The sequence below is a fragment of the Vulcanococcus sp. DEBay_Sum22DG08_74 genome (assembly GCF_017852955.1).
Lineage (GTDB): Bacteria > Cyanobacteriota > Cyanobacteriia > PCC-6307 > Cyanobiaceae > Vulcanococcus.
The window spans coordinates 1-24,238 of sequence record NZ_JAFMKL010000009.1 but is presented as its reverse complement, the minus strand read 5'-3'; the positions used below and the strand labels follow the sequence as shown (position 1 = coordinate 24,238).

At 66.0% G+C, this 24,238-nt stretch carries 25 protein-coding genes and 1 tRNA gene; 6 read left to right on the top strand and 20 right to left on the bottom strand.

The annotated features are described in order from the left end of the window. Positions 1-36 precede the first annotated feature (36 nt). The 8 genes from QZ184_RS02550 to QZ184_RS02515 all read right to left on the bottom strand — a co-directional run bounded on the left by QZ184_RS02550 (position 37) and on the right by QZ184_RS02515 (position 10,595). Entirely contained in the window at positions 37-504 is a 468-nt protein-coding gene (locus QZ184_RS02550; protein ID WP_010314864.1) for a hypothetical protein, read from the bottom strand. A 12-nt stretch (positions 505-516) separates the two neighbouring features. Then, positions 517-3,507: a phosphoenolpyruvate carboxylase gene (gene ppc, locus QZ184_RS02545; RefSeq protein ID WP_296416120.1), complete on the bottom strand. Its 2,991-nt coding sequence runs from the start codon at positions 3,505-3,507 to the stop codon at positions 517-519. Between the two features lie 32 nt (positions 3,508-3,539). Beyond that, entirely contained in the window at positions 3,540-4,697 is a 1,158-nt protein-coding gene (gene gshA / locus QZ184_RS02540) for a glutamate--cysteine ligase (protein WP_296416096.1), read from the bottom strand. After that, positions 4,694-6,214, bottom strand: coding sequence for a chorismate-binding protein (locus QZ184_RS02535; protein ID WP_296416095.1), 1,521 nt, complete (start codon positions 6,212-6,214; stop codon positions 4,694-4,696). The genes gshA and QZ184_RS02535 overlap by 4 nt, the downstream gene beginning before the upstream one ends. A 98-nt stretch (positions 6,215-6,312) precedes the next feature. Further along, complete coding sequence (locus QZ184_RS02530) at positions 6,313-6,735, bottom strand: photosystem I reaction center subunit II PsaD (protein WP_185186211.1); 423 nt, start codon at positions 6,733-6,735, stop codon at positions 6,313-6,315. A gap of 121 nt (positions 6,736-6,856) precedes the next feature. Beyond that, positions 6,857-8,209, bottom strand: coding sequence for a sensor histidine kinase (locus QZ184_RS02525; RefSeq protein ID WP_296418010.1), 1,353 nt, complete (start codon positions 8,207-8,209; stop codon positions 6,857-6,859). Beyond that, positions 8,209-9,495 carry a rod shape-determining protein RodA gene (rodA, locus tag QZ184_RS02520; protein ID WP_247479663.1) on the bottom strand — a complete coding sequence of 429 codons (1,287 nt, stop codon included), beginning with the start codon at positions 9,493-9,495 and terminating at the stop codon, positions 8,209-8,211. The genes QZ184_RS02525 and rodA overlap by 1 nt, the downstream gene beginning before the upstream one ends. Then, positions 9,495-10,595, bottom strand: a complete 1,101-nt coding sequence (locus tag QZ184_RS02515) for an Mrp/NBP35 family ATP-binding protein (RefSeq protein ID WP_296418007.1) — start codon at positions 10,593-10,595, stop codon at positions 9,495-9,497. Before QZ184_RS02515 ends, rodA begins: the two co-directional genes overlap by 1 nt. A gap of 161 nt (positions 10,596-10,756) precedes the next feature. On the opposite strand from QZ184_RS02515, the gene hemF reads away from it, so the two are divergent. Next, the gene (hemF, locus tag QZ184_RS02510) at positions 10,757-11,857 is read left to right on the top strand and encodes an oxygen-dependent coproporphyrinogen oxidase (RefSeq protein WP_363155083.1); all 1,101 of its coding nucleotides are present in this window, start codon (positions 10,757-10,759) and stop codon (positions 11,855-11,857) included. Here the strand turns inward: hemF and QZ184_RS02505 are convergent. Genes QZ184_RS02505 through QZ184_RS02495 form a run of 3 tightly spaced genes read right to left on the bottom strand, consistent with a single transcriptional unit; the run spans position 11,816 to position 13,582 of the window. Then, entirely contained in the window at positions 11,816-12,637 is an 822-nt protein-coding gene (locus tag QZ184_RS02505; protein WP_296418005.1) for a dehydrogenase, read from the bottom strand. The two genes, hemF and QZ184_RS02505, sit on opposite strands and share 42 nt — an antisense overlap. Positions 12,638-12,651: 14 nt before the next feature. Next, entirely contained in the window at positions 12,652-13,206 is a 555-nt protein-coding gene (locus tag QZ184_RS02500) for a cofactor assembly of complex C subunit B (RefSeq protein WP_010314849.1), read from the bottom strand. Further along, positions 13,124-13,582: a Pex protein gene (locus QZ184_RS02495; protein ID WP_363155080.1), complete on the bottom strand. Its 459-nt coding sequence runs from the start codon at positions 13,580-13,582 to the stop codon at positions 13,124-13,126. Before QZ184_RS02495 ends, QZ184_RS02500 begins: the two co-directional genes overlap by 83 nt. Before the next feature lie 140 nt (positions 13,583-13,722). On the opposite strand from QZ184_RS02495, the gene QZ184_RS02490 reads away from it, so the two are divergent. Next, positions 13,723-14,400, top strand: a complete 678-nt coding sequence (locus QZ184_RS02490) for a ribonuclease D (protein WP_247479674.1) — start codon at positions 13,723-13,725, stop codon at positions 14,398-14,400. A 9-nt stretch (positions 14,401-14,409) separates the two neighbouring features. Here QZ184_RS02490 and QZ184_RS02485 read toward each other — a convergent pair whose 3' ends face one another. Beyond that, a complete protein-coding gene (locus QZ184_RS02485) occupies positions 14,410-14,667 on the bottom strand; it encodes a hypothetical protein (RefSeq protein ID WP_010314843.1) in 258 nt (85 codons plus the stop codon). Positions 14,668-14,703: 36 nt separating this feature from the next. After that, a complete protein-coding gene (locus QZ184_RS02480; RefSeq protein WP_296418002.1) occupies positions 14,704-15,954 on the bottom strand; it encodes a lipid-A-disaccharide synthase-related protein in 1,251 nt (416 codons plus the stop codon). A gap of 43 nt (positions 15,955-15,997) precedes the next feature. On the opposite strand from QZ184_RS02480, the gene QZ184_RS02475 reads away from it, so the two are divergent. Beyond that, positions 15,998-16,068 (top strand) — tRNA-Cys (locus QZ184_RS02475). A gap of 18 nt (positions 16,069-16,086) precedes the next feature. Here the strand turns inward: QZ184_RS02475 and QZ184_RS02470 are convergent. Together QZ184_RS02470 and QZ184_RS02465 are read right to left on the bottom strand one after the other, a co-directional pair. Beyond that, a complete protein-coding gene (locus QZ184_RS02470) occupies positions 16,087-16,575 on the bottom strand; it encodes a hypothetical protein (RefSeq protein WP_296417999.1) in 489 nt (162 codons plus the stop codon). Between the two features lie 2 nt (positions 16,576-16,577). Next, entirely contained in the window at positions 16,578-16,751 is a 174-nt protein-coding gene (locus tag QZ184_RS02465; protein ID WP_247479684.1) for a hypothetical protein, read from the bottom strand. A 25-nt stretch (positions 16,752-16,776) separates the two neighbouring features. Between QZ184_RS02465 and QZ184_RS02460 the strand changes: the two genes are divergently transcribed. Further along, positions 16,777-17,745 carry an aldo/keto reductase gene (locus QZ184_RS02460; protein ID WP_296417997.1) on the top strand — a complete coding sequence of 323 codons (969 nt, stop codon included), beginning with the start codon at positions 16,777-16,779 and terminating at the stop codon, positions 17,743-17,745. A 3-nt stretch (positions 17,746-17,748) separates the two neighbouring features. Here the strand turns inward: QZ184_RS02460 and QZ184_RS02455 are convergent, their stop codons facing one another. Together QZ184_RS02455 and purM are read right to left on the bottom strand one after the other, a co-directional pair. Further along, a complete protein-coding gene (locus QZ184_RS02455) occupies positions 17,749-18,441 on the bottom strand; it encodes a 2-hydroxyacyl-CoA dehydratase (RefSeq protein WP_050778426.1) in 693 nt (230 codons plus the stop codon). A gap of 176 nt (positions 18,442-18,617) precedes the next feature. Then, a complete protein-coding gene (gene purM / locus QZ184_RS02450) occupies positions 18,618-19,652 on the bottom strand; it encodes a phosphoribosylformylglycinamidine cyclo-ligase (protein WP_010314803.1) in 1,035 nt (344 codons plus the stop codon). A 386-nt stretch (positions 19,653-20,038) separates the two neighbouring features. On the opposite strand from purM, the gene QZ184_RS02445 reads away from it, so the two are divergent. Further along, positions 20,039-20,539, top strand: coding sequence for a septal ring lytic transglycosylase RlpA family protein (locus QZ184_RS02445; RefSeq protein WP_296416088.1), 501 nt, complete (start codon positions 20,039-20,041; stop codon positions 20,537-20,539). Between the two features lie 17 nt (positions 20,540-20,556). After that, positions 20,557-22,113, top strand: a complete 1,557-nt coding sequence (locus QZ184_RS02440) for a bifunctional pantoate--beta-alanine ligase/(d)CMP kinase (RefSeq protein ID WP_296417995.1) — start codon at positions 20,557-20,559, stop codon at positions 22,111-22,113. On the opposite strand, the gene QZ184_RS02435 is transcribed toward QZ184_RS02440, so the two are convergent. Genes QZ184_RS02435 through QZ184_RS02425 form a run of 3 tightly spaced genes read right to left on the bottom strand, consistent with a single transcriptional unit; the run spans position 22,110 to position 24,115 of the window. Next, positions 22,110-22,592, bottom strand: coding sequence for a low molecular weight protein-tyrosine-phosphatase (locus QZ184_RS02435; protein WP_010314797.1), 483 nt, complete (start codon positions 22,590-22,592; stop codon positions 22,110-22,112). The two genes, QZ184_RS02440 and QZ184_RS02435, sit on opposite strands and share 4 nt — an antisense overlap. Then, positions 22,585-23,256 (bottom strand): HEAT repeat domain-containing protein, encoded by a 672-nt coding sequence (locus QZ184_RS02430; protein ID WP_296416086.1) that lies wholly within the window; start codon positions 23,254-23,256, stop codon positions 22,585-22,587. The genes QZ184_RS02435 and QZ184_RS02430 overlap by 8 nt, the downstream gene beginning before the upstream one ends. 7 nt (positions 23,257-23,263) lie before the next feature. Then, the gene (locus QZ184_RS02425) at positions 23,264-24,115 is read right to left on the bottom strand and encodes a HEAT repeat domain-containing protein (RefSeq protein ID WP_247476216.1); all 852 of its coding nucleotides are present in this window, start codon (positions 24,113-24,115) and stop codon (positions 23,264-23,266) included. Positions 24,116-24,238: the final 123 nt, after the last annotated feature.

Below are 24,238 nucleotides of genomic sequence, written 5' to 3'. Positions count from 1 at the left end.
CGACATCACCCCGCTGCGGCGGGGTTTTTTTGTGGCCTAGAGGCGCAGACCCATGGCCCGAATACCGCCGGGGTCCACGACAAATCCGTTTTGCTTGAGCGCCTCGAGGGCCACGCTGGGGGCCGCCACCGAAATGCTGCATCCGGGCAATTCGCGCCGCAGCCGCGCCATGGCGGCATGGACGATCACCCGAAGCACCTGGGCCTGCTCAGGGTCTTGTGGATCCGCTGAGAGATCCCAAAGATTGGCATTGAGGGCCAGGTCGCTGGTCGCTCGCACAAAACCGACCAAGACACCAGTGGCATTGCGCACGCTGAACTGCCAGGCGCTGCGAGAAAGGGCCTGCTCGAGCCGCTCCTCCAGCCGCTGGGGATCCCCGCACTGCACGAGCAGTCGGTTGAGTTCTGCCCCACTGGGGGACTGCTGACCCTCAAGGCTGTAGCCCAGGGGCAACGCCGGCGGCTGGGGCTGCGAGCGGAAGGGGATCAGAAGCGAATCAAGCAAGGCCGCCGCGCCTCAACCGGTATTGCGCATGCCCGCGGCAATGCCATTGATGGTCAGCAACGCACCGCGCAGCAGCTCACTGCGGCTGTAGGTCCGGCCGTCGTCGCGGGCCGCCTCTTCGCTCATGGGCGGCTGGCGGTTCTGATCCCGCAGCCGCCGCAACAGGGCCACCTGCAGGAATCCCAGCGGGATGATCGTGCGGTTGCGCAGCTCAACCGAGAGCTGCAGGGCCGGATCCCCATCGAGCAGACGCTCATGGCCGGTGATGGCCAGGACCAGATCCCGGGTGAGCACGAACTCGCGGGCAATCACCGCGAAGATCTCCTCAAAGGCCTCGCGGGACTCCGGGCGTCCCAGGGACTGGACGTAGTGGTGGGCCAGATCCAGGTCGACCTTGGAGAGGGTCATCTCCACCTTCGAGATCAGCATCCGGAAGAAGGGCCAGCGCTGATAGAGCTGCTGGAACAACTCCATCTGACCGGGGTCCCCGCTGAGTTCCTCCTGCAGGGCCGTGCCCACACCGAACCAGCTGGGCAGCAAGAAGCGGCTTTGGGTCCAACCAAACACCCAGGGGATGGCGCGCAGGCTGGAGAGATCCTTGGCACCGCTCTTGCGCCGGGCAGGACGGCTGGAGATCTGCAATTTGCTGATCTCTTCGATCGGGGTGCACTGCTGGAAGAAGCCGACCAGATCAGGGTTGTCGTGGACGAGGGAGCGGTAGTGGCTGCGGGAGCGCGCCGCCAGCCGAACCATCAGCTCATTCCAGTCCGGCGTGTCATCCACGTGGCTGGTGACCAGGCTGTTCTGAATCACCGCGGTGGTGACCGTCTCCAGGTTGTAGAGCGCTAGCTCCGGCAAGGAGTACTTGGAGGCCAAGACCTCCCCTTGCTCGGTGATCTTGATGCGGCCATTCAGGGTGCCGCTGGGTTGCGCCAGGATCGCCTGGTAGGCCGGACCACCGCCCCGTCCCACGGAGCCGCCGCGGCCGTGGAAGAGGCGCAGGCAGACGTCATGGCGTCTTGCCAACTGCTGCAGAGCGATTTGGGCCTGGTGGATCTCCCAGTTACTGGAGAGGAAGCCGGAGTCTTTGTTGCTGTCGGAGTAGCCGAGCATCAGCTCCTGCAGCGGCCGCCCGTTGGGGCTGGAGCTCGCGATCAGCTGGCGATAGAAGTCCTCGCTAAACAGCCGCTCCATCACGCCAGGAGCAGCCTTGAGATCCTCCACCGTTTCAAACAGGGGGATCACCAAGAGGTCGGAGCGCTGGGCGGTCGGATCCACCAGGCCGGCCTCCTTGGCCAGCAACAACACCTCGAGCAGATCCGACACCGTGTGACTCATCGAGATCACGTAGGTGCGGCAGATGCGGGAGCCGAACTCCTGCTGCAGCCGTTTGACGACGCGCAGAACATCAAAGGTTTCAGCCGTCAGGGGGCTCCACTTGACGGCCGCAGGGATGAGCGGACGGCGAGTCTGTAGCTCAGACATCAACCAGCTGATCCGCTGCTCCTCGTCCATCTCCCCATAGGGAGTGGGCATCTGCAGGTAGCGAGTCAGCTCATCGAGGGCATCGCTGTGGCGGGTGCTCTCCTGGCGGATATCGAGGCTGGCCAGGCAGAACGCGAAGGTGTGGACCTGAGCGATCAGGTTGTCCAGGGGCTCACAGCTCAAGCCGCTGCCCTGCAGGCTTTCGTTGATCAGCTCCAGATCGGTGCGGAACTCATCGACCGTTCCGTAGTGCAGCTCCGGTGCGGGGGGAGCGGGCATGGCGCCCTGATTGCCAAAGTCGGGCTGGGCCGGCCGCGGTTCGTGGGGAGCATCCCAGCCGGCAGCCGCCTGCTGCTGGTTGCGGGCCAAGGTCAGCCGCAGCCGCTCAATGACGTAGCTGATTTTGAGGCGATAGGGCTCCAGCCGGTAGCGGGCCGCCCGCTCTTCGTAGACCTCCGGGAAGCGAAGGCGGTCCATCTCGAGGGACTCGAGCAGGGGAGCGCTGACCTGGCTCCACTGCATCGAAATACTCAGCTGATCGCGGAGGTCCTCCACCGCAGCCAAGTAGCGATCGAGCATCAGCTGACGCTGATAAGACGCCGTCCGCCAGGTGATGTCCGGGGTGACCGAGGGGTTGCCGTCGCGGTCGGATCCAACCCAAGAGCCAAAGGTGCAGAAGGCGTCGCTCGGGGGCAGAACATCGGGGTAGTTCGCACCAAGGGCCGTGCGAATCCGCTGGCGCAGCTGGGGCATCGCCTCAAACAGCACCTGCTGGAAGTAGTGCAGGGCGTAATCGACCTCATCGAGGACGGAGGGCTTGAACTGGTGCAGCTCGTCGGTGCGCCACCAGAGGCGGATTTCCTCCTCCAACTGCTGACGCAGGTTGTCCCGTTCCTCGGGATGCAGCAGCTGACTCTTCTGGAGCTGTTGGATCAGGGAGGCCACCCGGCGCTGCTTGTGGCGCACGGTGTGACGAACGATCTCCGTGGGGTGGGCGGTGAACACCAGCCGGATATCGAGCTCCTGCAGCAGCTGCTCGATCTGGGCCGGAGGAACGCCAAGGCCCCGCAGCCGGGTGAAGAGCTCTCGGAAGGTCGCGGGCGAGCTCTGGCTCGCCAGGGGCGGAACAAAGGGATCGCTCAGCTCTTCAGCGTGGTGGGGCCGAAGGCTGGCGAGATAGCTGTCCTCCTCGATGTGCTGCTCAAGGATGTTGACCAGCTGGAAATAGAGGGAAAAGGAGCGAGCGGCAGCAATGGCTTCAGCCAGATCCATGTCGCGGATCAGCTGCACGATCTCCTCGGTCGCCGCCTCGGATGCCTGATCGGGAGCGCCGCCGTCGATGCGGTTGCTCAACGCTTTCATCCGCAGCAACCGTTCCGCCTGGGGGGCAGGACATTCACTGCGCAGCACCGTCTGCCAGAGGTCCTCCACCAGCTCCAACCGATCGCCAAGGAGTCGGGTGACCCGAGGCTCAGCCGCAGGAGCAGAGGCTTCAGTTGCGGCGAGGGTGGGCCCCATAGAGGCGGTTTCGGCAGGGGTGCGCTGCATGATCATCCCAAAGTGCCTGCCTCGTTGATGGTGCTTTGCGCACCAAGACGGGTTTCCAACTGCTCGAGATCCGCTGCGGCCGAGGCAATCAGCTCTGCCACAGACGCGCCCTGGGCATGGGCCTCCAGCCATTGCATCGCCTGGTTGCCCTGGCTCAACACCTGCTGAAGCGGCAGCAGCAGCTCAGCCAGACCCAGCTCCCCGGCCAGGGACTGCAGACCGGCGAGCTCAGCGGCAATCCATGCGCGGGCCGTGATCGGCGCACCATCACGCCAGTGGCGGAGTTCAGCGTCCAGGCTGCTGCGCGCCGCCGCCTGATCATTGGCATCGGCAAGGGCTGCCAGGGCTTGGGGATCCAAGTCACTGGCCTGCAGCGGGTCGCAGGCCGCAGGATCTCGGAGGAGTTGGTGAATGCGCAGCTCCACAAACGCCGTCAGGGCCAACAGCAACTGGGGATCCGCCACCAGGTCACAGATGCGAATCTCCAGGCGATTGAGGTCGTAGGGGCGCCGCTCACCGTTGGGGCGTACGGAGGTCCAGAGATGGCGCACGTTTTGCATCGTGCCCAACTGCAGCTGCTGCTCCACCCAGTCGATGTAGTGCCCGTGGTTCAAGAACAGGGGCACCTGCTCAGGGGTTAGCGGGAACTGGAGCCAACGCTGGGAATGGGCGCCCGTGACCTGCCCATCGACGAAGGGCGAGCAGGCACTCAAGGCCAACAGCAAGGCCGCCTCACAACGCACCAGGCGGCAGGCCGCAAACAGCTGATCCGGATCGGTGAGCCCCAGGTTGATATGGACACTGGCGGTCACGACCCGGGTGCCGTAGGTGGCCTCGATGTAGGCGTGATAAGGGTTCTTCGGATCTGAGCGCTCAAAACGCTGGCTATCCCCGGTGCTCAAGGTGCTGCCCGGCAGCAGGGTCAGTCCCCGTTGGGCCAGCCAAGGGCGCAGTCGACGCCGGGGCTCCAGCAGCAGGGCCAGCTGGGTGGCGTAGCTGGCCGCAGGGGGGGTGATGTATTCGAGATTGCGGCAATCGGGCTCGGTGACAAACCCCTCGAGGGCCGCCGCGACTTCAGCCGAACATCCCACCACCGTCCCGTCGGGACGGCCGGTGTAGAGCTCGACCTCAAAACCCTTGAGCAACAGAGGGCTGCTCATGCCAGGCAAGCCAGAGCCTTCAGCATGCCCCGGGCTTTGTTGAGGGTCTCTTGGAATTCCGACGCAGGCACCGAATCAGCCACTAAGCCAGCACCGGCCTGGACCTGAACCCGCCAGCGACCGTCCCCATCGGGCAGGACGACCATGGTTCGAATCGTGATCGCCGTGTTCAGCGCCCCGCTGAGATCCATGGCGCCATAGACCCCGGAGTAGGGACCCCGGGCATCGGGTTCCAAGGCATGGATCAACTGCATCGCCCGGATCTTCGGCGCACCGCTGACGGTGCCAGCCGGGAAGGAGGCCATCAACAGATCCCAGACATCCCGCTCTGGATCGAGCAATCCCTCCACCTCACTGACGATGTGCATCACGTGGGAGTAGCGCTCAATCACCATCAACTCGCTGACGCTGACGCTGCCCGGCACACAGACCCGGCCCAGGTCATTGCGGCCGAGGTCCACGAGCATCACGTGCTCCGCGCGCTCCTTGGGATCGGCCAAGAGATCCTTCTCGAGCGCCAGGTCCTCCGCTTCACTCCGTCCCCGGGGGCGGGTGCCCGCAATGGGCCGCAGGGAGGCCTTCACCCGGCCACTGCCATCGGCCATGGGCTCGGCCTTCACCATCACCTCAGGGCTGGAGCCAATCAGGTACCAGCCTCCAAAGTTGAAGAAGGCCATGTACGGAGACGGATTCACCATCCGCAGGCTGCGGTAGAGCTCAAACGGCTCCCGCTCAACCGGCGTTTCCAGGCGCTGACTGATCACCAGCTGGAACACATCCCCAGCGGCGATGTGCTCTTTGGCCGTCAGAACAGCCGCTTCAAACTCATCGCGACTGCGGTTGCTGCTGGTCGGCAGATCCACCGCATCGGCATCCCGCCAATCCAGGGGAGTCACCCCGGAGGGCAGGGGCTGGTGCATGCGCTGCTCCAGCGCGTCCAACCGCGCGACCGCGGCGTCGTAGGCAGCGGTCGCGTCGGGTTCGTCGTGGAGATTGACGTAGGCCACGGCCGTGAGCTGACGCTTGACCTGATCGAAGGCCAGCAGGCTGTCAGCGAGCATCCAGCAGCCATCGGGCGGCCCCTCCGGATCGGTGGGGTGAATCGGAACGCTGGGCTCAATCCAACGAATCAGTTCGTAGCCCCAAAAACCAAACAGTTGACCCAGGGGAGGCAAACCCGGAACAGCCGGGGCGTCGTAGGCCGCCAGGGTGTCCCGCAACAGATCAAAGGGGTTCCCGCTGAGGGCGCTGCTGCGTCCATCGCGCCAGCGCTGTTCCGCCGACTCACCGCGCACACTGAGGGTCCAGAGCGGATCGCTGACCACAAAGCTCCAGCGGCCGATCCGCTCACCGCCTTCGACGGACTCCAGCAAGACGCCGTGGTCACTGCCGGCACCCACCTTCAGCCAGGTGGTCAGGGGCGTCTCCAGGTCCGCCGGCCAGGTGCGCCAGATCGGGATGTAATTGCTGCCCGCCTTGGCCTGGGCCAGAACTGTCGCGCGGTCAGGGGAGGGCATCACTACGACGACGGGCAGGCAAAAAAAACGGGGCGCTTAGCCCCGCCTTTATAGAGGTTGAAGCACCGCCCGTTGCTCGAAGCAGTGCAGGTCCTGAATCAGGAATCGAAGGTGTTCTTGCCGGTGAACTTGATGCTGGCGGGGTTGCCGTTCTGACCAATGCGGCGGGCGTTGTGGCCCACCATCTGACGACCCTCGTTCACCTTCTCGGGGAACACACCATCTTTGGGGTGCAGGAACTCGGTGTCACCGCCGGGGAAGATCCGGTAGATCTTGTAGTCCTCGATCCGGGGCTTGAACTTGGTGCGCAGCTGGGTGCCGAGGGCCAGGCACTGCTCCTTGCGGGCGAAATACATGAGGTTCTCGCCCTCATTCATGTGAGCCGCACCGCCGGTGGGGAGCTCAAAGACTTGCTCTTTGGCGCTGGTCCAGGTGATGGCGTACTTCTCTTCGGTCTCAGCGGCGTTGAGCAGACCGCCGGTGCTGCCGATGTACTTCGGGAGTTGACCGCTCAATGTCATGGCTGTTCCGGAGGGGGTGTCGGCAGACCGCAGACCGTTTCAAGCGGAAGCTAGCACCGTGTTTTGGGGTGAACTGGGGGTGCCGCTGCTCTCTTCACACCCGTCAACATTGGTGCCGGTTTTAGGCCACCGGGAAAAAGACCGTGAGGTCATTTCCAGAGCGCTCCGCGAGCCGTCCCCCCAGGCTGTGGAACAGGCGCTGGGTGGCCTGACGGCTCAGCTGCAGGCTGCCGGTGCCGGGGTTCCAACTCAAGACTGGGCCGACCCGCTCTTGCAGGTCCTGCTCACCCTCACCCGCGGGCAAGGCCGCAGCACTGAGGCGCAACTTCAACCGGGCCCCCGCGGGCTGAAGGCTCAGTTGCACCACCGCTCCGGCGGGCAAGCCGCGACTGAAGCGATCCATCAGTCCGCCTAAGACGGTTTCCAGCCGCGCTGGGTCGGAGAGGACGAACGGCAGCTCCGGCGTGAGCAACAGCTCCAGGTTCAGCCCACGGCGCTCCAGCTGCTGCTGCCAGCCGGCCTCAAGCTGACCCAAGAGCTGGGCGAGATCGGTGCGGGCCAGGGCCTGGGCCGGCTCATCGAGCACCGGCTGACGCTGCAACTCAGCCGCCAGAAAAATCAAACCGAAGCGATCAATCTGCTCGCTGCATTCCCCATCGATTTGATGCAGGCGTTTGCGCACCAACTCCGTGAGATCGCCGCGCCGCAGCAGCGAACGAATCAAGGTGCGAATCGTGGCCAACGGCGTGCGCACCTCATGGGTGAGGGCCTCGAGCAGGGCCAACTCACTGCTGGGGCTGGAGCTGCTGTCTGAGCCACTGCTGCGGTGCACCAAGGGCTGCAGGGTCAGGCTGGGGGCCATCGCCGCCAGCCGCTCAGCCAGGCGGGGCCAAAACAGCTGCGCCAGCTGCTCGTCGTTGTGCAGTCCACCCAGGGCCTGGATGGACTGGCGCAGGGCCTGCCCCTGGTGGGGATCGCTCTGCTGCAGGCGTTCATCGAACAGCGACAGCGCGGCAGAGAGGGTGGGCGGGTCAAACCGGACCACCAGTTGGCGCTCCTGGGCCGAGCCCACCAGGGCCATCGCCATCTGCAACTTCGGCGTAATCAGCACCAGCAGTGGATCCGTTCCATCGGCCTCCTCCAGGGCCAACCGCTGAAATCCACCACTGACCGACGGGCTGGCCGCCGCGGCCGGCAGCAAGGGGGCGTTGCTCTGCAGCAGGTCCTTGAGTTCAGAAGGCGCCCAGACCCAGCCCTGGAACTGCTGCAACAGGGAGGGTTCGTAGAGGGCGGGCAGGGGGGAGGCCAGCCAGACCCCGGGCTGAGCCCCCAGGGGCAGCAAAAAATCCTCCTGGAGGGTGGCCAGGGCGGCCCACCACTGCCGGCGCACGCTGTCCTCATCGCAGCGACCGGCGGGCATCTGCTGGGCCAGTTGACGCCGGAGCGCCTCAAAACTGCAGCCCAGGACTCCCATCAGCGGCGTTTGGCCGGTTGCTTAATGCCCCGGGCCACCGAGGCGCATAACCCCAGGCCGATGAAGTTCACCAACATCGCGGAGCGGCCGTAACTCAACCAGGGCAAGGGGATCCCGGTGATCGGCCCCAGACCGATGGTCATGTTGATGTTCACGACCACCTGGAACATCACCATCGCCCCCACGCCAATCACCACTAGGGACTCCACATCCGTGCGGGCCTGACCGGCGATCTTGAGCAGCCGCCAGATCCAGGCGACAAAGCCCAGAACCACCAACGCCGAACCCAGAAATCCCGTTTCTTCGCCCAGGGCGCTGAAGATGAAATCGGTGTGCTGCTCTGGGATGAAGCGCAGCAGGGTCAGATGGCCCTGGAGCAGACCGGTGCCGAACCAGCCGCCCGAGCCAATGCCCACGGTGCTCTGCAGCAGGTGGTAGCCGCCACCCAAGGGATCCTTGTTGGGATCCAGGAAGAGGGTCAGGCGATCCCGCTGGTGGGGCTGCAGAAAGTTGTTCCACAACCAGGGGGTCCCCACAGCGAACAACCCCTGAATGGCCACTACGGCCATCGGTGCCAGGCGTTTCCAAGGCAGCGAACGGGCGGCCACAACAGCCATGGCCGGAATCCAGAGCACCAACAGCCACGGGACGACCCCGGCGAGCACCGAGGTGACCACCGGCGAGATCAGGAGCACAACCCAGGCCCCCGGCATCCCGGACCAGAACATCATCACCAGCAGCACCGCGCCAAACACCAAGGAGGTGCCCAGGTCGGGCTGGATCAAGACCAGCAGCCAAGGGACGCTGATGGTCGCCACCGGCCGCACCAGGTCCACGGGCCGCTCAACGGGATGGCGCGACAGGACCTGCGCCAATAAAAGAATGGCCGCAATCTTGGCGAACTCAGAGGGCTGGACATTGAAGCCAGCGATGTTGATCCAGCTCTGGGCCCCCAAGGCGCTCACCCCGATCAGGCGCACCGCGATCAAGCTGGCGACCATGGCGCCATAGATCGGCCAGGTCCAGCGAGAGATGCGCTCCACTGGAACCTTGGCCAGCAGCAGGGCAATGACCAAACCCACAGCCGCCGTCACCCAGTGCTGGTACCAATCGGCGTAACCGGCCTGGCGCTGGGTGCTGGCGATCAGGAAGCCGGCGACAAAAATCATCGCCAGGGGGATCCACCACAGGATCTTGTCGACGCCGGCGAACCAGCGGCGCCGGCGTCCATCCCGTTTGAACAGCAGGCCCCCGCGGCGGCGATCCCAGAAGCCCGAGAGCGTCATCAGCGCGTGGCCACCGGGAGGCGGGCGGCCAGCGCGGCAAAGGCGGAGGCCGTCGCCGACTCCGGTGCACTGACGGTCACGGGCCGGCCGCCGTCACCGCCTTGAACCACCGCCAATTCCATCGGCAACTGGGCCAAGAGCGGCACACCGCTCTCATCGGCCAGGCACTGGCCGCCACCGGAGCCAAAGAGCTCGTAGCGCTTCTCGGGGGCATCCGGCGGGATGAAGGCCGTCATGTTCTCCACCACACCCAAAACCGGAACCCCCAGCTGCTGGAACATCGCCAAGCCACGGCGAGCGTCCTGCAGAGAGACCATTTGGGGTGTCGTGACAATGATCACGCCAGCCATCGGCACGGCCTGGGCCAGGCTGAGCTGGGCGTCACCCGTCCCCGGAGGCAGGTCAACCACGAGCACATCCCGCTCACCCCACTCGACTTGGTAGAGGAACTGGCGAATGATGCCGTTGAGCATCGGGCCGCGCCAGATCACGGGCTGATGGGCATCAATCAGCAGGCCCATCGAGACCATCGCGATGCCGCAACTCTCAATGGGGGTTAAGACCTGGTCGTTGCCGCTGCCCCGCACCTGCGGGGTTTGATCGGCCACGCCCAGCATCGTCGGGGCATTCGGGCCATAGATGTCGGCATCGAGCAGACCGACCTTGAGTCCGCGCTGGGCCAGGGCACAGGCCAGGTTCACCGCCACGGTGCTTTTGCCCACGCCCCCTTTGCCACTGCTGACGGCGATCACCTGCTTGACACCAGGAATGGCCTGGCGCTCAGGACCACCGCCTCCATGACCAGCCGCGCCGATGGGAGCGCCCCCCTGGGAGGGGGCCTGCGGGGTCGCCTGGGTCAACTCGATTTGAACGTCATCAATCCCGCCGAGCTGGAGCAGGGCACCACGGGCATCGGCGGCGATCCGGTCCCGCTGGGAGCTGGCGTATCCGGGCAACGCCAGCTGGAACACGACGCGGTTGTTCTGGACCCGAACCTCTTGGATCCACTGCAGATCCAGAAGGCTGCGGCCGGTGCCGGCATCTTTCAGGGGCTCGAGGGCGGCGAGGGCCTCTTTCAGGGCCTGGTCTGCGCTGGCCATCGGGCGATTACACGGTGCTCCGGATCCTAAAAGCGTTGGCCCAGAGAGGCATCCCCAAGGTCAGGGCCCGGCGGGATCACGAACCCTCTCGAAAACTTGTGCAGCGGTGGGTCGGACTGAAAAGGTGGTCCGATTCCCCCTGCCCCACGGCGCGAGCATCGATGTTGAAGGGTCTGCTGTCCCGTGCCAAGGCCAAGCTGGCGAGTGAGACCTCGGCAACCTCCGGCGCCGTCGCCCTCGAGGCTCCCCCCGCCAACTCCCGCGAGCGGGCGCGCGCCCTGGTGATGGGGCTGCAGGATTCCATCTGCGCTGGCCTGGAGCAGTTCGACGGCGGCGGGCGCTTTGAAGAGGAAAGCTGGATTCGCCCCGAGGGCGGTGGTGGCCGCTCCCGCGTGATCAAAGGCGGCCGGGTGTTTGAGCAGGGCGGCGTGAACTTCTCCGAGGTGGAGGGCACCGAGCTCCCCCCCTCGATCCTCAATCAACGGCCCGAAGCCAAGGGCCACCGCTGGTATGCCACCGGCACCTCGATGGTGCTGCACCCCCGCAACCCCTTCATCCCCACCGTTCACCTCAACTACCGCTACTTCGAGGCCGGTCCCGTCTGGTGGTTTGGCGGCGGTGCTGACCTGACCCCCTACTACCCCTTCCTGGAGGACGCCAAGCACTTCCACCAAACCCTGAAGAACGCCTGCGACAGCGTCAATCCGGCCTACTACCAGGTGTTCAAACCCTGGTGCGACGAGTACTTCTATCTGAAGCACCGCGATGAGACCCGGGGTGTGGGCGGGATCTTTTACGACTACCAGGATCCGCGCGGGGTGCTTTACAAGGGCCAGGCCCCCGAGGGACCGGCTGCCGCCGCAGGACAAGGGGTCGGCCCGATCCAGCAGAGCTGGGAGCAGCTCTTCAACCTGGCCAGCGCTTGCGGCAACGCCTTCCTTCCGAGCTATCTGCCGATCGCTGAAAAGCGGCAGCACACCCCCTACGGCGAGCGGGAACGTCAGTTCCAGCTCTATCGCCGCGGCCGCTACGTGGAATTCAACCTGGTGTTTGACCGGGGCACGATCTTTGGCCTGCAAACCAACGGCCGCACCGAGTCGATCCTGATGTCCCTGCCCCCCTTGGTGCGCTGGGAGTACGGCTACAAAGCCGAGGAAGGCAGCCGCGAGGCCCTGCTGACCGATCTGTTCACCAAGCCCCAGAACTGGCTGGGTGATGACTCACTGGTTGGTCGCTGCCAGCCCCACGGCGCCGTGAGCTGAGACGGGAGGTGGAGCCGCCACCAAGCGGTGGCGGCCCAAGCCGGCCTCCAAGGCAGCCACAACCCGTTCACTGATCACCGCCAAGGCCTGATCACGGCTGCGGGGATTGCGCAGGGCAGGCTCCAGGGGAGCCTCGAGCTTCCCGATCTCCAGCAGGGTGATGCCCCGTTTGGGACCACCCAATCCACCTCGAAAGCGCAGGGGATAGCCGCCAAAGGCGACCGCGAGGCTCTCATCCAGGGAGCTCAAGGGGCGATGCAGGGCCGGGATGACCCCCGAGCCGATGCCATCGGGGCCATAGGCATCGAAATGGATCTCCATCGCGTAGCCGCCGGCGGCGGCATGGGCCTTGCCCACGCTCCAATTCGTACGCGGATCATCGCCATCGACGATCGTGCGCGCCGGAGGGTCATAGAAGCGGATGTTCAACCCCCGCTGACGGCCCAGCTGGACGACACGGCGTGCGACCTCCAGATTCCAATAGAGCTCGTCGCGGATGCCCTGCTGCATGGGCTTGGCACCACGGATATCGACCGAGTAGCCGGAGGTCCCGGATCCCGGAATGGCCTGGGAGTCAGCGTGGCCAGCCATGACCAGGATCGGGGTGGTGCTGGCGACTTGCCGGACCCCAATCCAGTCCCGTCCCAAGCGCCCGCGCGGGCCGGTCAAGGCATCGGCGGCACCGGGAGCTGGGGCCGGAGCCTGCGCGTCAGCGGCCAGGGCCAAGCTGGCGGCAGCCAGGCTGGCCAACAGCAACGTGCGGCGCCGGGGAAACCTCATCGGCCCATCCTGGCTCAGATCGGCGAATGCAACAGATCGCCCACACCAAAGAGTCCCAGCTGGGGCCCCATCTCCTGCTCCAGGGCGATCAACTCATCGCGATGGGCCCGCATCTGCAGCGCACTGCCGGTGGCCTCGTCGTGGCTGATCAGGCGCAATTCCACGGTTTCAGCCCGCGCCGCGCGGCGGCGATAGACCACCCCAGCCAAGGGACCCAGCAGGGTCAAGAGCAGGGGCCACCAGGCCAGGGCGGGCAACAGCTGACAGAGCACCAGGCCCAGACAGGCCGCACCGACCCCTCCCAGCACAGAGAGCAACAGCGCCAAGGCGCCACTGGCCTCCACCTGACCGGAGAACTTCAGCAAACGGCGCTCCGGGTTGGCCTCCTCGGCCACCCAGCCGCGCCCCTTCAGCCACTCCGCCAGGGCCGGAAGCACCTCGAGCGGAGGCTTCGAGGAGCGGATTTCAACAACGGTCGTGCGGTCCTTACTGGCGGCCCGCAGAAAGAACACCAGACCGACAACCAGCAGCAGGGTGAGGGGCAGGGTGGAGCCCAGGGCCTGGGGCATGGCTGCTGGCGTGAAGATTTCGCTCATTCTCCTCGAGCCAGTGGCGCCATGGCGGCATCAACTGCTCAGCGTCGCCGCGCCGGGTCTCGAGAAGATGCAACATCCGCCGCGGCCGCCCGCGGCTAGGGCAGCGCTGGGCGTAACTGGCGATCGTGCCGTCCTGATCCAAAAAGCCCAAGGCCTGCTGCAACACGGTCTCCGACAGTCGCAACTTGGGATGGGAGGCCGAGAGGTCCTGCATCAGGGCCGTCGGGTAGGTGTCGGCCTCGAGCAGCCGCTCCAAAATCCAGCAGACGGCCAACTCCAAACTCAAGTGCTGGACAGGCGGACGCTCAAAAAAGGCCCGAATGGACTCCAGACCAGGCCGTGGGGGCAAGGGACGAGAACGCATTGAAGGAGAGGGGCCACGCGCTGACCAACTGCTAGCGCGATCTCACTTTGATACGCAAAAGCGACAGATGATCTTGAGATTTGCCGTCGGTCCGCGACGATGGATCGCAGTTGAACCATCCCCCCTTGAGCAGCGCCGCCTCCGCCGTCTCCGCCCCTGCCGCGGGATCGAGCCCTGCTCGCTTTGCCGTCCTGGATCACGATCTGAACCCTGAGTGGCGCGCCCTACTCGGGGCCTCCAGCGCACTCGCGGTGGACACCGAAGCCATGGGCCTGATCCACGGCCGCGATCGCCTCTGCCTGGTGCAAATCAGCGACGACCACGACAACGTCTGCTGCATTCGCATCCACCGCGGCCAAACCGAGGCACCCCTGCTCAAAGAGCTGATGGAAGCAGCCGGCATCGAGAAGGTCTTTCACTTCGCCCGCTTCGACGTCGCCGCCCTCGCTGAAGGCCTGGACATCCACGTCAGCCCCATCTTTTGCACCAAGATCGGCAGTCGCCTGGCCCGGACCTACACCAACCGCCACGGCCTCAAGGACCTGGTCAACGAGCTCTGCCACGTCGAACTCGACAAAGGGGCCCAGAGCAGTGACTGGGGACGGGTTGAGGAACTGAGCGAGTCCCAGCTGGCCTATGCCGCCAATGACGTGCGCTATCTCCTAGCCGCCCGGGCCCGCTTGATCGAGATGCTCGTGCGCGAAGAGCGGCTGGATCTGGCCCAGCGCTGCTTTGCCTGCATCCCCGTGATCTCGGATCTGGATCGCGGCCGCTTCGGCGCGATCTTTGAGCACCGCTCTTAAGGAAGGGGCTCAGTCATCCCCGAGATACATCTCCTCCTCCTTCACCGCCTCGAGCAGCACATCCAGGAGCTGGCGGGATTCCTGGCCCACGCCCTGGGCCTCCAGCAGGAGGCGCTGGGCGATCAGCAGACGCCCCTCGTTGTCGCGCACTCCCTCCTTGGCCGCCACCAGATCCACCTTGCGGCGGGCCGAAGCCAGGCTGATGCTCAAGGCACTGGCGAGCTGTCCGCAGGCTTTTGCGTAGTCCTTGTCCTGGGGAGCTGCCATAGGGGCGAAGCAACGCGGCGGTTGATCAAGCCCCCATCATCCCGTTGCGCCGTCCGCGCTCCCCAATAGGCGCTCCTCGATCGCCCGCGAGAGGGCAACGCTGCCGCCCGCCATCCCCATCCGCTGGGTCCCGATGGCCCCCAGCTGCCGGGCGAGACCCGGGTCACCCAGGAGCAACTCGGCCCGCTCCGCCAGGACGGCAGAAGAGCGGCAGACCGCCACGGCACCGCCGAGCAAACGGCTCTGGCGCTCCGCAAACCCCTGCTTGAACTGGGGCCCGGGGCCAGGCAACGACAGCGCCGGAATCCCGAGTCCAACGAGCTGCTCTGTGGCCGTTCCCGCAGAGGCCAGGCCCAATTCCGCCCAACAGGCCCAGCGCGAAAAACAACCGGGGCCAATCAACAACAAGCGGCGGCCGCAGGCCCAGGCCGCGGCCGCCCCCAGCTCCGCCAGGGCCTCTGGAGGCTCGATGGGCTCGTAGCCCAGGTCCAGCAGCAGCGGTTCCCATTCATGGGGAGCCGGGCGTGAGCCGGTCGGCGCCAACACCAGCAGGGGAGCCCCGCTGGGCACCAAGGCGAGGGACTCCAGCAGGCGCTTGAGGTTGCCCGCCGCCTCGGGCATACGACTGCCGCCCAGCAGCAAGACACGCCGCCAATCCCGCAGGGCCAGCGGCAGGGTCCCCAGATCCAGGCCGTCCATCATTGGATTGCCCGGGGCAATGGCCGCTACGCCATGGCGCCGCAGCCCCCGCGCCGTCAGGCGATCCCGCATCGCCGCCAGACGGCAGCGGGGGCCTGCCATCAGAGCCCATTCCCAGGGGTCCCACTCACTGCCCTTGAGCCGGTGATACAGGGCCGCGATCCCCGGCGCGCCGGCCCAGGTGTAGTCGCTCTTGGGGGTGCCGATGAAGCCATAGGGCCCGCCGCCAGACCAGGCCAGCAGCAGGGGCAGCAGATCCCCCACCGCCAAAACGGGATCACCCGCCTTGCCCCAACGGCGCACAAAGCGCCACTGCCGCAGGGTCAAGCCCAGAACCCCAGCGCCAAGATCCGCCAGGAGCCCCCTCAGGCTCTGATTGCTGAAGCCACCGCTGGGCAGTTGACGGCGCGGCCCCACCCGGCGCAGCAGCCCCTGCTCCTCAGCCCCCCGGTAGACGGCACCCTCTCCGACCATCGGCAGCACCGCCACCTCGATCTCGGGGCGCCTCTGCTTCAAGGCCTGGATGACCCGCAGGGCGATCAGGTCTTCCCCATGGCCGTTGCTCAGGACCAGCAGGCGGCCAGGCATCCCGTGACTGATACGATCCGTCCCTGGGAGTTTGCTCCCAAGCGGCGGCATGGCCAAGTGGTAAGGCAGAGGATTGCAAATCCTTTACCCCCAGTTCGAATCTGGGTGCCGCCTTTGAATCGCGCTCGCGGGTCAGGGCAGATCGGCTTCCGCTGACCAGCGTTCGCCGAATTGCGTCTGCGCATCGCAACGGGCCTGGGGGCCATCGATGTCACAGGTGCCAGCCACCGGGAAGGTTTTCGGGAAGCCCACCACCAGACCGCGGGGGTTGAACTGGGCGAGGCGCAACAAGCGCACGCGCAGCAGCACGGAGCCATCGAGCTTGCAGACACCATCGCTGCAGCGCAGGGGCTGCCCAGAGCTCGCCCGCTCCCCCACAAAACTCACCTCCTGGAGCAGGTCCTGCTGGGGCACAGGCGCCATCCAACTGAAGCGCAGCACCGATGGGTTGCGCTGATCCAGGCGCACGCTGCTGCAGGGCCCTGGAGCCTGGCCAAACAGGGTCAATTCACAACGCCTGGGCTCCACCTGCCAACGCCCAAAACCCTGTTGCTTCTCCTCAGCCGCCAGCACGGGAGCAGCGGCGCCGAGGCAGAGGGCCACCAGCAGCAGACGCGCCACGCTCAATAGCCGGAATCCGCCACGCACATCCCGATACAGACCAAGCCATTGCTGGCCGTGCGGCCGCAGTGACCGCAGAGCACCGGATCCTGCTCCTGGCGCGCGGGCGCGGACTCCTCAGCCTGGGGCGGCGGATCGCTGGTCTGGGCAGCCGGGCTGGGCAGAGAATTCAGCACAGTGCAAGTCCGCGATGGCTCGATCATGACAAGTGAGGCGGACCAACCGGGCATCGGCGTTGGCACCTGGGCCTGGGGCAACCAGTTCCTCTGGGGCTATGACCCGCAGCGGGACGACGCTCGGCTGGAGCAAACCTTTCAGCGTTGCCTGGCACTGGGCTTTCGCTTCTTCGACACGGCGGACTCCTACGGGACCGGCCGACTGAATGGCCGCAGCGAGATGCTGCTGGGGCAATTCGCCATGCGCGCCACCCCCGACGAGCGCCAGCAGCTCTGCATTGCCACCAAGTTGGCCCCCTTCCCCTGGCGCCTGGGCCGGCGGGGCTACGACCGGGCCTTTGCCGCCTCCCAGCGGCGCCTGCAGGGCCAAATGAAACGGGTGCAGCTGCACTGGAGCACCGCCCGCTACGCCCCCTGGCAGGAACCGGCGCTGATCGATGGCCTGGCGGACCTGGTGGAGAGCGGAGCGGTCCCCAGCCTGGGGCTCTCGAACGTGGGGCCCAAGCGGCTGCGAACCATCCACCGGACACTCCAAGAACGAGGAATTCCCATCAGCAGCCTGCAGGTGCAGTTCTCGCTGCTGGCCCCACAACCCCTTGCAGACGGGGGGATCGTGGACACCTGCCAGGAGCTGGGAATTGAGCTCATTGCCTACAGCCCCCTGGCCCTCGGCCTGTTGGGCCGCAGCGCTGGGGACCCCAGACCGCTGCCCCAAGGAACGCGCGGCAGCCTCTTCCGCCGCCTCGAGAGCTCCCTGGCCCCCTTGCGCCAAACCATGGAGGAGATCGCCAACGGCAGGCCGGGGGGCTTAGGGGCTGTGGCCTTGAACTGGTGCAGAGCCCATGGGGCCATGCCGATCCCCGGGCTCAGAAGCAGCGATCAAGTTGAGCAAGCCGCGGCGGCCCGGAGCTGGAGCTTGAGCAGCGATGAACGGCGCAGCCTCGATGCCCTCGCGGCCGCGCGCATGCCTGCCAATCCCTTTCAGAGCGCCTGAGGCCTAGTCACCACCCATTTCAGGGGAGGGATCGGGGGTGAGCACAACGGTCATCTGCTCACGCTCCGGTGCCTGGGGGGTTTCGATCCGACGGACCATCGGCACGACACGAGCCCGGGGGGGCTCAGGCGCGACCGGCTCAGGCGGCGTGACCTCCTCAGGCTCAGACGCACCCTCGTCACAGGCGGAGAGCGCCTCCTGCAGCAGCGAATCAAAGGTGGCACCAGGCAGACGGTGCCGGGCGATCTCCAGGAAGGCGCGGGCCAAGGATTCGCCAGCCGCAGCCTTCAGGGCCGGGTTGGTCCGGCGCTGCTCCTGCTCCTCCTCAACGGCACGGATGAAGCGATCCGTGACATCCCGCTTGGTGGCCGCACGAATGCGCGTCTCCTGCTCCTGGGGGTTGAGGCTGAGCTGTTGATCGAGTTCCTCAAGGCGCCGGCAGAGGCTCTCCATCACCTCCTTGGCTTCCTTGCCCACATGGGCGAGCTGGCCATCGGAGAGGCGAGGGAGGTCAGCAACGAAAACCTTGCCGTGGTCCCTCAGGGTCAAGAAGGTGGGCCGGACGTTGCTGCGACCGGAGTAGGGCTCGCGGCGCAGGGGACGATTGGGGGCAACCGGTCCAGCGGAGCTGCGGCGGCGGGTGATTCGCCCGGAGTTACCTACAAATGCAGCAGAAGATTGCGCGTTGAAAGACATCTCAAACAACCCTATAAACAACAGAACCTTGAACAGAAAGAAATCTGAACAACGGCCAATAGAACTGAATTACGGAACAACCACAAAACAGCTTGCGCGGAACCTAGGCAACAACTCAGGAGAAGGTGCCTTGTTCGTGCATGACTGAAGCAATTTGGCAGGTCTAGGCCGCCGGTTCAATACGGCAAACCCGCCAAGGGCTCTGCCCCAGCCTCGCCGGCCTCAACACTGCCCAGCAGCCAGGCGCGGTGCCCCGCCTCCTGGCAGACCGCGATCGCCCGCTCCACCTGAGCCTCAGGCAGCACAAGCGCCAGCCCCACCCCCAAGTTGAAGGTGTTCCAAAGATCCCGCTCTGGGACCTCGCCCTTCTCCTGCAGCCAGCGGAAGAGCGCGGGGCGCTCCCAGCTCCCCGGGTCAATGCGGCCATGGACACCGGCAGGCAGGGTCCGCGGGAGGTTCTCCGGAAGCCCGCCCCCCGTGATGTGTGCCATGCCGTGGAGCGCCAACCCGTCCTGGAGGAGCCGCTGCACCAGTGCCGGGTAGAGCACGGTCGGCTCCAGCAGGGCATCGAGAACCGGCAGGCCAGCCCCCTCCAGCGGGGTGGAAGCGGTCACTCCATGGGCCTCGAGGATGCGGCGCACCAGGCTGAAGCCGTTGCTGTGCACACCGCTGCTGGCCACAGCAACGATGCGATCACCGGCCTGGACGCGGCTGCCATCAATCAGGTCATCCTCATCGACCACAGCCACACAAAAACCGGCGAGGTCGTAGCGACCAGGCCCGTAAAAGCCAGGCATCTCTGCGGTCTCACCCCCCAACAGGGCACAGCCGCTCTGGCGACAGCCATCGGCAATGCCCTCCACCACTTCCGCCATGGCTTCAGGCGTGAGCTTTCCGGTGGCGATGTAGTCCAGGAAAAACAGGGGCTGGGCGCCGCTGGTCACCACATCGTTGACGCACATGGCGACCAGATCGATGCCGACGCCGTGGTGACGGCCGTGGGCCTGGGCCAACTCCAACTTGGTGCCGACGCCGTCGGTCCCGGAGACCAACAGGGGCTTTTTGATCCCTTCAGGAATTCGGCAGAGCCCGCCAAACCCGCCCAGGCCGCCGACCACCTCAGGTCGGCGGGTGGACTCAACACTCGAGCGGATGCGCTCCACAAAGGCGCGCCCAGCCACCACATCAACGCCAGCGGTGCGGTAGTCCATGCCCTAGACGGCCGATCACTTCTCTGATCCTGCCCCGTCAGCCACCCCCAAGACCCAAAAACAAGTGGACAATTCCAAAATTGCACCACATTTCAATCAGTCGCACTGATGAAAGCCATGACTCCTGCTGATTAAAGAGTCGCAGCGCGTTGTCGCTCAACCCAGGCGGGAAGAGTGTTTCCCAGTGAGATTGCCAATCCTGATGAATACGACCACGCCGAAATATCAGGGAACGTTGATGCAAGTCCGACTAACTTTTGCCAGACCTTCTCAGTTCCAAGGAACACCTCAGCGCATCAGCTACAGAAACCTCGCGTTTTTGACGCTGATTCCAACGAGTTGCAATCCAACCAGTCGCCGCTTCGCGACTAGGTGTTCCGGTTGTTATGCGTCGTCTTTCTCTACTCGGCGGATTCGCACTCCTGCTCTCCGGCAGCAGCAACGCCAATCCGGTCTTGGCCACCAAGAGCCCTGCGATCCCTGAGATCCCAGCGGCCAAGTCGGTTGCCCTGCGGAACGTCGAGACCCCAGGAGCTGAGTCCGAAACCCTGAAGAAGCCCGCCGCGCCGGCTCTTCCGATCGCGGTTCGCTCCGTCAGCACCGGTGAGGCCAGTTGGTACGGCCCCGGTTTCTACGGCAATCGCACCGCCAACGGCGAACTCTTCCGCCCCGGCACCTTGACCGCGGCGCACCGGACCCTGCCCTTCGGCACCAAGGTCCGCGTGACCAACCTCTGGAACGGCCGCAGCGCCATCGTTCGCATCAACGACCGAGGCCCCTTCCATGGCCGCCGGGTCATCGATCTCGCCCACGGTGCCGCCAGTCAGCTGGGTCTGATCTCCAGCGGTATCGCCCAGGTGAAGCTTGAGGTGCTGCAAGCTCAGTAGGGATTCAACCCTTCGCTGTGCAGCTGCTGCGAACCCGCGCCGAACTCGAGGCCTGGCGCCGGGCCTGCGCTGATCGCAGCTTGCACTGCGTCCCCACGATGGGGGCCTTGCATGGGGGCCACGCCAGCCTGATCCGCCGGGCCAAGCAGCCAACCCCAGTGGATTGCAACCCACTGGTGCTGACCAGCGTGTTCGTGAACCCGCTGCAGTTCGGCCCCAACGAGGACTTCGCCCGCTACCCGCGCTGCCTAGAAGCTGATCTGCAGATCGCCCAGCAAGCCGGAGCCGACGCCCTTTTCGCACCCAGTGTGGAAGAGGTCTATCCCCAGGGGGAGTGTGAACTCACCCGCGTACAACCGCGGCCTTCGCTGCAAGCGGGACTCTGCGGCCGACACCGAGCCGGACATTTCGATGGGGTGGCCACGGTCGTCGTACGCCTGCTGGCCCTGATCCGCCCCCAGGTTCTGCTGCTGGGCGAGAAGGACTGGCAGCAACTGCAGATCCTCAAGAGCGTCGTCCAGGATTTGGGCTTGCCGGTTCAGGTCTGGGGTTGCCCCACCTTGCGCGAGGCCGATGGCTTGGCCATGAGCTCCCGCAATCGCTACCTCTCCAGCGACGAGCGCCAGCGCGCCTCCGCCCTGCCCCAGGCGCTGCAGAGAGCCGCCCAGCGCTGCCTCGGGCAGCCGGAGCTCGAGCTCGCGCCAGTGCAAGCGGAGGTCCAACGGGCCCTGGAGGAGGCCGGCATGGTGGTGGACTATGTGGAGGCGCTGAAGCCCCAGAGCCTCCAGGCCCAACCCCGTCTGGGGGGACTGACCCTGCTGGCGGTGGCTGCCCACTGCGGCCCCAGCCGACTGATTGACCACGTCTTTCTCATGAGCCGAGCCCCAATCGTTGCCATCGATGGCCCTGCCGGCGCCGGCAAAAGCACCGTGACCCGAGCCTTTGCCGAACGGCTGGGGCTGATCTATCTGGACACCGGGGCGATGTATCGCGCCGTGACCTGGTTGGTGCGGGACCGCGCTGTCGACCCCAGCAAGGCTGAGGAGGTCGCTCCTCTCCTGGCCGATCTCGATCTGCAGCTCAGCAGCACCTCCAGTGGTCAACGGGTGAGCGTCAATGGCGTGGATGTCACCGATGCGATCCGCTCCCCGGAGGTGACGGCCCAGGTCTCTGTCGTTGCAGCCCACGGCTGCGTGCGCGAGGCCCTGACCCAGCAGCAACAGGCGATGGGCGCGCGCGGCGGCCTGGTGGCGGAAGGCCGCGACATCGGCACGGCCGTATTCCCAGATGCCGAACTCAAGGTCTTTCTGACCGCCACCGTGAGCGAGCGGGCCCGGCGCCGGGCCCTCGATCTGGAAGAGCGTGGTTTTGAGGTGCCGGAACGGGCGGATCTGGAAGCGCAGATTGCCGAGCGCGATCACCTGGACTCCACCCGGGCCGTGGCCCCCCTGACCCAGGCGGAGGATGCCCTTGAGCTGATCACCGATGGCCTGGCCATCGACGCGGTGATTCAGCGGCTCGTGGATCTGTTCCGCGAGCGCGTTCCCCACGACGCCTGGCCAGACCCCAACTAGTCCCGCGTCAGGGTCTCCAGCAAGCCTGAACAGGCGTCCTCGAGCAGATCGAGGACGTGCTCAAAGCCCTGCTCACCGCCGTAATAGGGATCAGGGACTTCCTGGTCGCCAAAGCGGCGGCAATGGCTGGTCATCGGTTCCACCAGGGCCAAACCGGGGCGGGAGCCCAGCTCCGCCGCGAGGGCGCGAACGGCCTGCAGGTTGTCGTCATCCATCGTCAGGATGCGATCAAAACTGCTGAAGTCGGCCAACTCGATCTGGCGGGCGCGGCTGGGGAGGTGAATGCCGCGGCGCTCGGCGGCGGCGCGCATACGCCGGTCCGCTGGGTGACCGACGTGCCAGCCGCCGGTGCCGGCACTGTCGACCACGAAGCGGTCCTCCAGACCCGCTTGGGCGATCAGGTGCAAAAAGACCCCCTCGGCGGCAGGCGAGCGGCAGATGTTGCCGAGGCAGACAAAGAGCAATCGTTGTTCAGCCATGGGCTTCCTCCAGCCGCTGCAGGGCGAGCGCAGCGCGCAGCTGCACCACCGCCGCTTCCTCCTCAGGGTTGTCCTGGAGCTGCCGCAGCGCCTGGCGCAGGGCCAACTGATCAGAGGCCTGAAGGGCCGTGAACCAGGTCTTGGCCAGATGCTCTAAACCGACGATGACGGCGTAGCGCACCACCCATTCACCGTCTCGGCAGCCATCGAGAAGAACAGCCAAACAGCGGCTCAGGCTGGCGCTGCGCTCTTCAGCGCTCAGGGCCTCCAAGCGCAACTGCCCAAGCCCGCGGGCTGCGGCACGACGGACGCTCGGACCAATGTCCTTACCCAGGGCATCCTCAAGCACCTCAAGGCCGCGGACATCACCGATGCCCGCGAGGGCGCGGACGGCCCAGGCCCGGGCGCCGTAGTTGTAGCCGTCAATGTTGGAGAGGATCGTCTCGACCGCCGGGGTACCGATGGCCACCAGGCCATCGACGGCGGCCACTGCCGCTCCAGGGTTATTGAAACCAAGGATTTCCACCAGACAGGCCGCGCCATCGGGATGGGCGCTGGCGGCCAAGGCCTGGGTGGCCTGAAGCAGACCCAAGGCACTGTCCGCGCGGCGCACGGCCTCCACCAACTCAGCCACCTGGGAGGGGCTCATTGACATCGACGTCATGGCGGGATCAGAGCAGGTCATCCATGGCCTCCAACACCGCCACCGTGGAGGCATCCAACTGGGAGGGAGCCCCAGCGTCCTGGTTTTCCACTAAACCGCGCAGGGCAATCAACTTGAGGCTGTTCTCCGCCAGGGTCGCCGCAATGGCCGGCAGGGCTGGCCGCCAGCCCGCGCCCCCCAGATCCATCAGGGCCGCGCGGCGCACCTGCAGTTGCTGGTGTTGAAGCAGCGCCAGGAGCTGCTCTCCCCAGCGGGGCTCCTGGGTGAGTTGGAGTAGGGCGCGGCAGGCGGCGCTGCGGATCAGGGGACGCTCGTGCTGCACGAAGGGTTCAATCACGGCCACCACCTCAGCGGATCCCTCACCGATCTCACCGAGGGCCTCCAGGAGCGCTTCGCAGGGTTCCTGCAAGCGGGGGGTGCCGCTGCGCTGCGCGCCAGCGACCGCAGGACCACTGGCCAGACGCCGCTGCAAAGCAGGGACAGCACGCCGGGCTTTCAGTTCGCCCAGGGAGCGGGCCGCGGCTTCCCGCAGACCATCGTCCTCGTCCTCCAGGGTCGCCAGCAGATCGTCAATGGCGGCCTCGGCCGCCCCCCCCAGCTTCCCCAGGGCCCGGGCGGCATTGCGGGCCACGGCGTTCTCCTCCACACCGGCGCCGGCATCTCGGGGACGGCGTTGGCGCAGGGCCTCCTGCAGCAGCGGAACCGCATCGGGATGGCTGCTGCGATTGCGGCCCAACCACCAGGCGGCGTAGTACTGGGCGGAGGGGTCATCGCTCAGGCGCAGACGACGCAGGGCCTCCTCCTCAGAGATCGGATCGCCGTTCCCGGAGATCGGCGGGTCGGCGGGGCCGGCAACCATCGGTTTCCACAGGTTGCGGCGATGCTGCCACCGCCAGGGACCTTCGCAGGGCTTCCGGGCAGCGAACAGCAACAAAAAAGCCCCCCTTGCGGGGGGCTCGCGTCGAGACTTTGCCGTCTCTGC

Coding starts and splice junctions, on each gene's coding strand:
- ppc (WP_296416120.1), bottom strand. CDS start 3,507: ATGGGGCCCACCCTCGCCGCAACTGAAGCCTCTGCTCCTGCGGCTGAG.
- gshA (WP_296416096.1), bottom strand. CDS start 4,697: ATGAGCAGCCCTCTGTTGCTCAAGGGTTTTGAGGTCGAGCTCTACACC.
- QZ184_RS02535 (WP_296416095.1), bottom strand. CDS start 6,214: ATGCCCTCCCCTGACCGCGCGACAGTTCTGGCCCAGGCCAAGGCGGGC.
- QZ184_RS02530 (WP_185186211.1), bottom strand. CDS start 6,735: ATGACATTGAGCGGTCAACTCCCGAAGTACATCGGCAGCACCGGCGGT.
- QZ184_RS02525 (WP_296418010.1), bottom strand. CDS start 8,209: ATGGGAGTCCTGGGCTGCAGTTTTGAGGCGCTCCGGCGTCAACTGGCC.
- rodA (WP_247479663.1), bottom strand. CDS start 9,495: ATGACGCTCTCGGGCTTCTGGGATCGCCGCCGCGGGGGCCTGCTGTTC.
- QZ184_RS02515 (WP_296418007.1), bottom strand. CDS start 10,595: ATGGCCAGCGCAGACCAGGCCCTGAAAGAGGCCCTCGCCGCCCTCGAG.
- hemF (WP_363155083.1), top strand. CDS start 10,757: ATGTTGAAGGGTCTGCTGTCCCGTGCCAAGGCCAAGCTGGCGAGTGAG.
- QZ184_RS02505 (WP_296418005.1), bottom strand. CDS start 12,637: ATGAGGTTTCCCCGGCGCCGCACGTTGCTGTTGGCCAGCCTGGCTGCC.
- QZ184_RS02500 (WP_010314849.1), bottom strand. CDS start 13,206: ATGCCCCAGGCCCTGGGCTCCACCCTGCCCCTCACCCTGCTGCTGGTT.
- QZ184_RS02485 (WP_010314843.1), bottom strand. CDS start 14,667: ATGGCAGCTCCCCAGGACAAGGACTACGCAAAAGCCTGCGGACAGCTC.
- QZ184_RS02480 (WP_296418002.1), bottom strand. CDS start 15,954: ATGCCTGGCCGCCTGCTGGTCCTGAGCAACGGCCATGGGGAAGACCTG.
- QZ184_RS02460 (WP_296417997.1), top strand. CDS start 16,777: ATGACAAGTGAGGCGGACCAACCGGGCATCGGCGTTGGCACCTGGGCC.
- QZ184_RS02455 (WP_050778426.1), bottom strand. CDS start 18,441: ATGTCTTTCAACGCGCAATCTTCTGCTGCATTTGTAGGTAACTCCGGG.
- purM (WP_010314803.1), bottom strand. CDS start 19,652: ATGGACTACCGCACCGCTGGCGTTGATGTGGTGGCTGGGCGCGCCTTT.
- QZ184_RS02445 (WP_296416088.1), top strand. CDS start 20,039: ATGCGTCGTCTTTCTCTACTCGGCGGATTCGCACTCCTGCTCTCCGGC.
- QZ184_RS02435 (WP_010314797.1), bottom strand. CDS start 22,592: ATGGCTGAACAACGATTGCTCTTTGTCTGCCTCGGCAACATCTGCCGC.
- QZ184_RS02430 (WP_296416086.1), bottom strand. CDS start 23,256: ATGACGTCGATGTCAATGAGCCCCTCCCAGGTGGCTGAGTTGGTGGAG.
- QZ184_RS02425 (WP_247476216.1), bottom strand. CDS start 24,115: ATGGTTGCCGGCCCCGCCGACCCGCCGATCTCCGGGAACGGCGATCCG.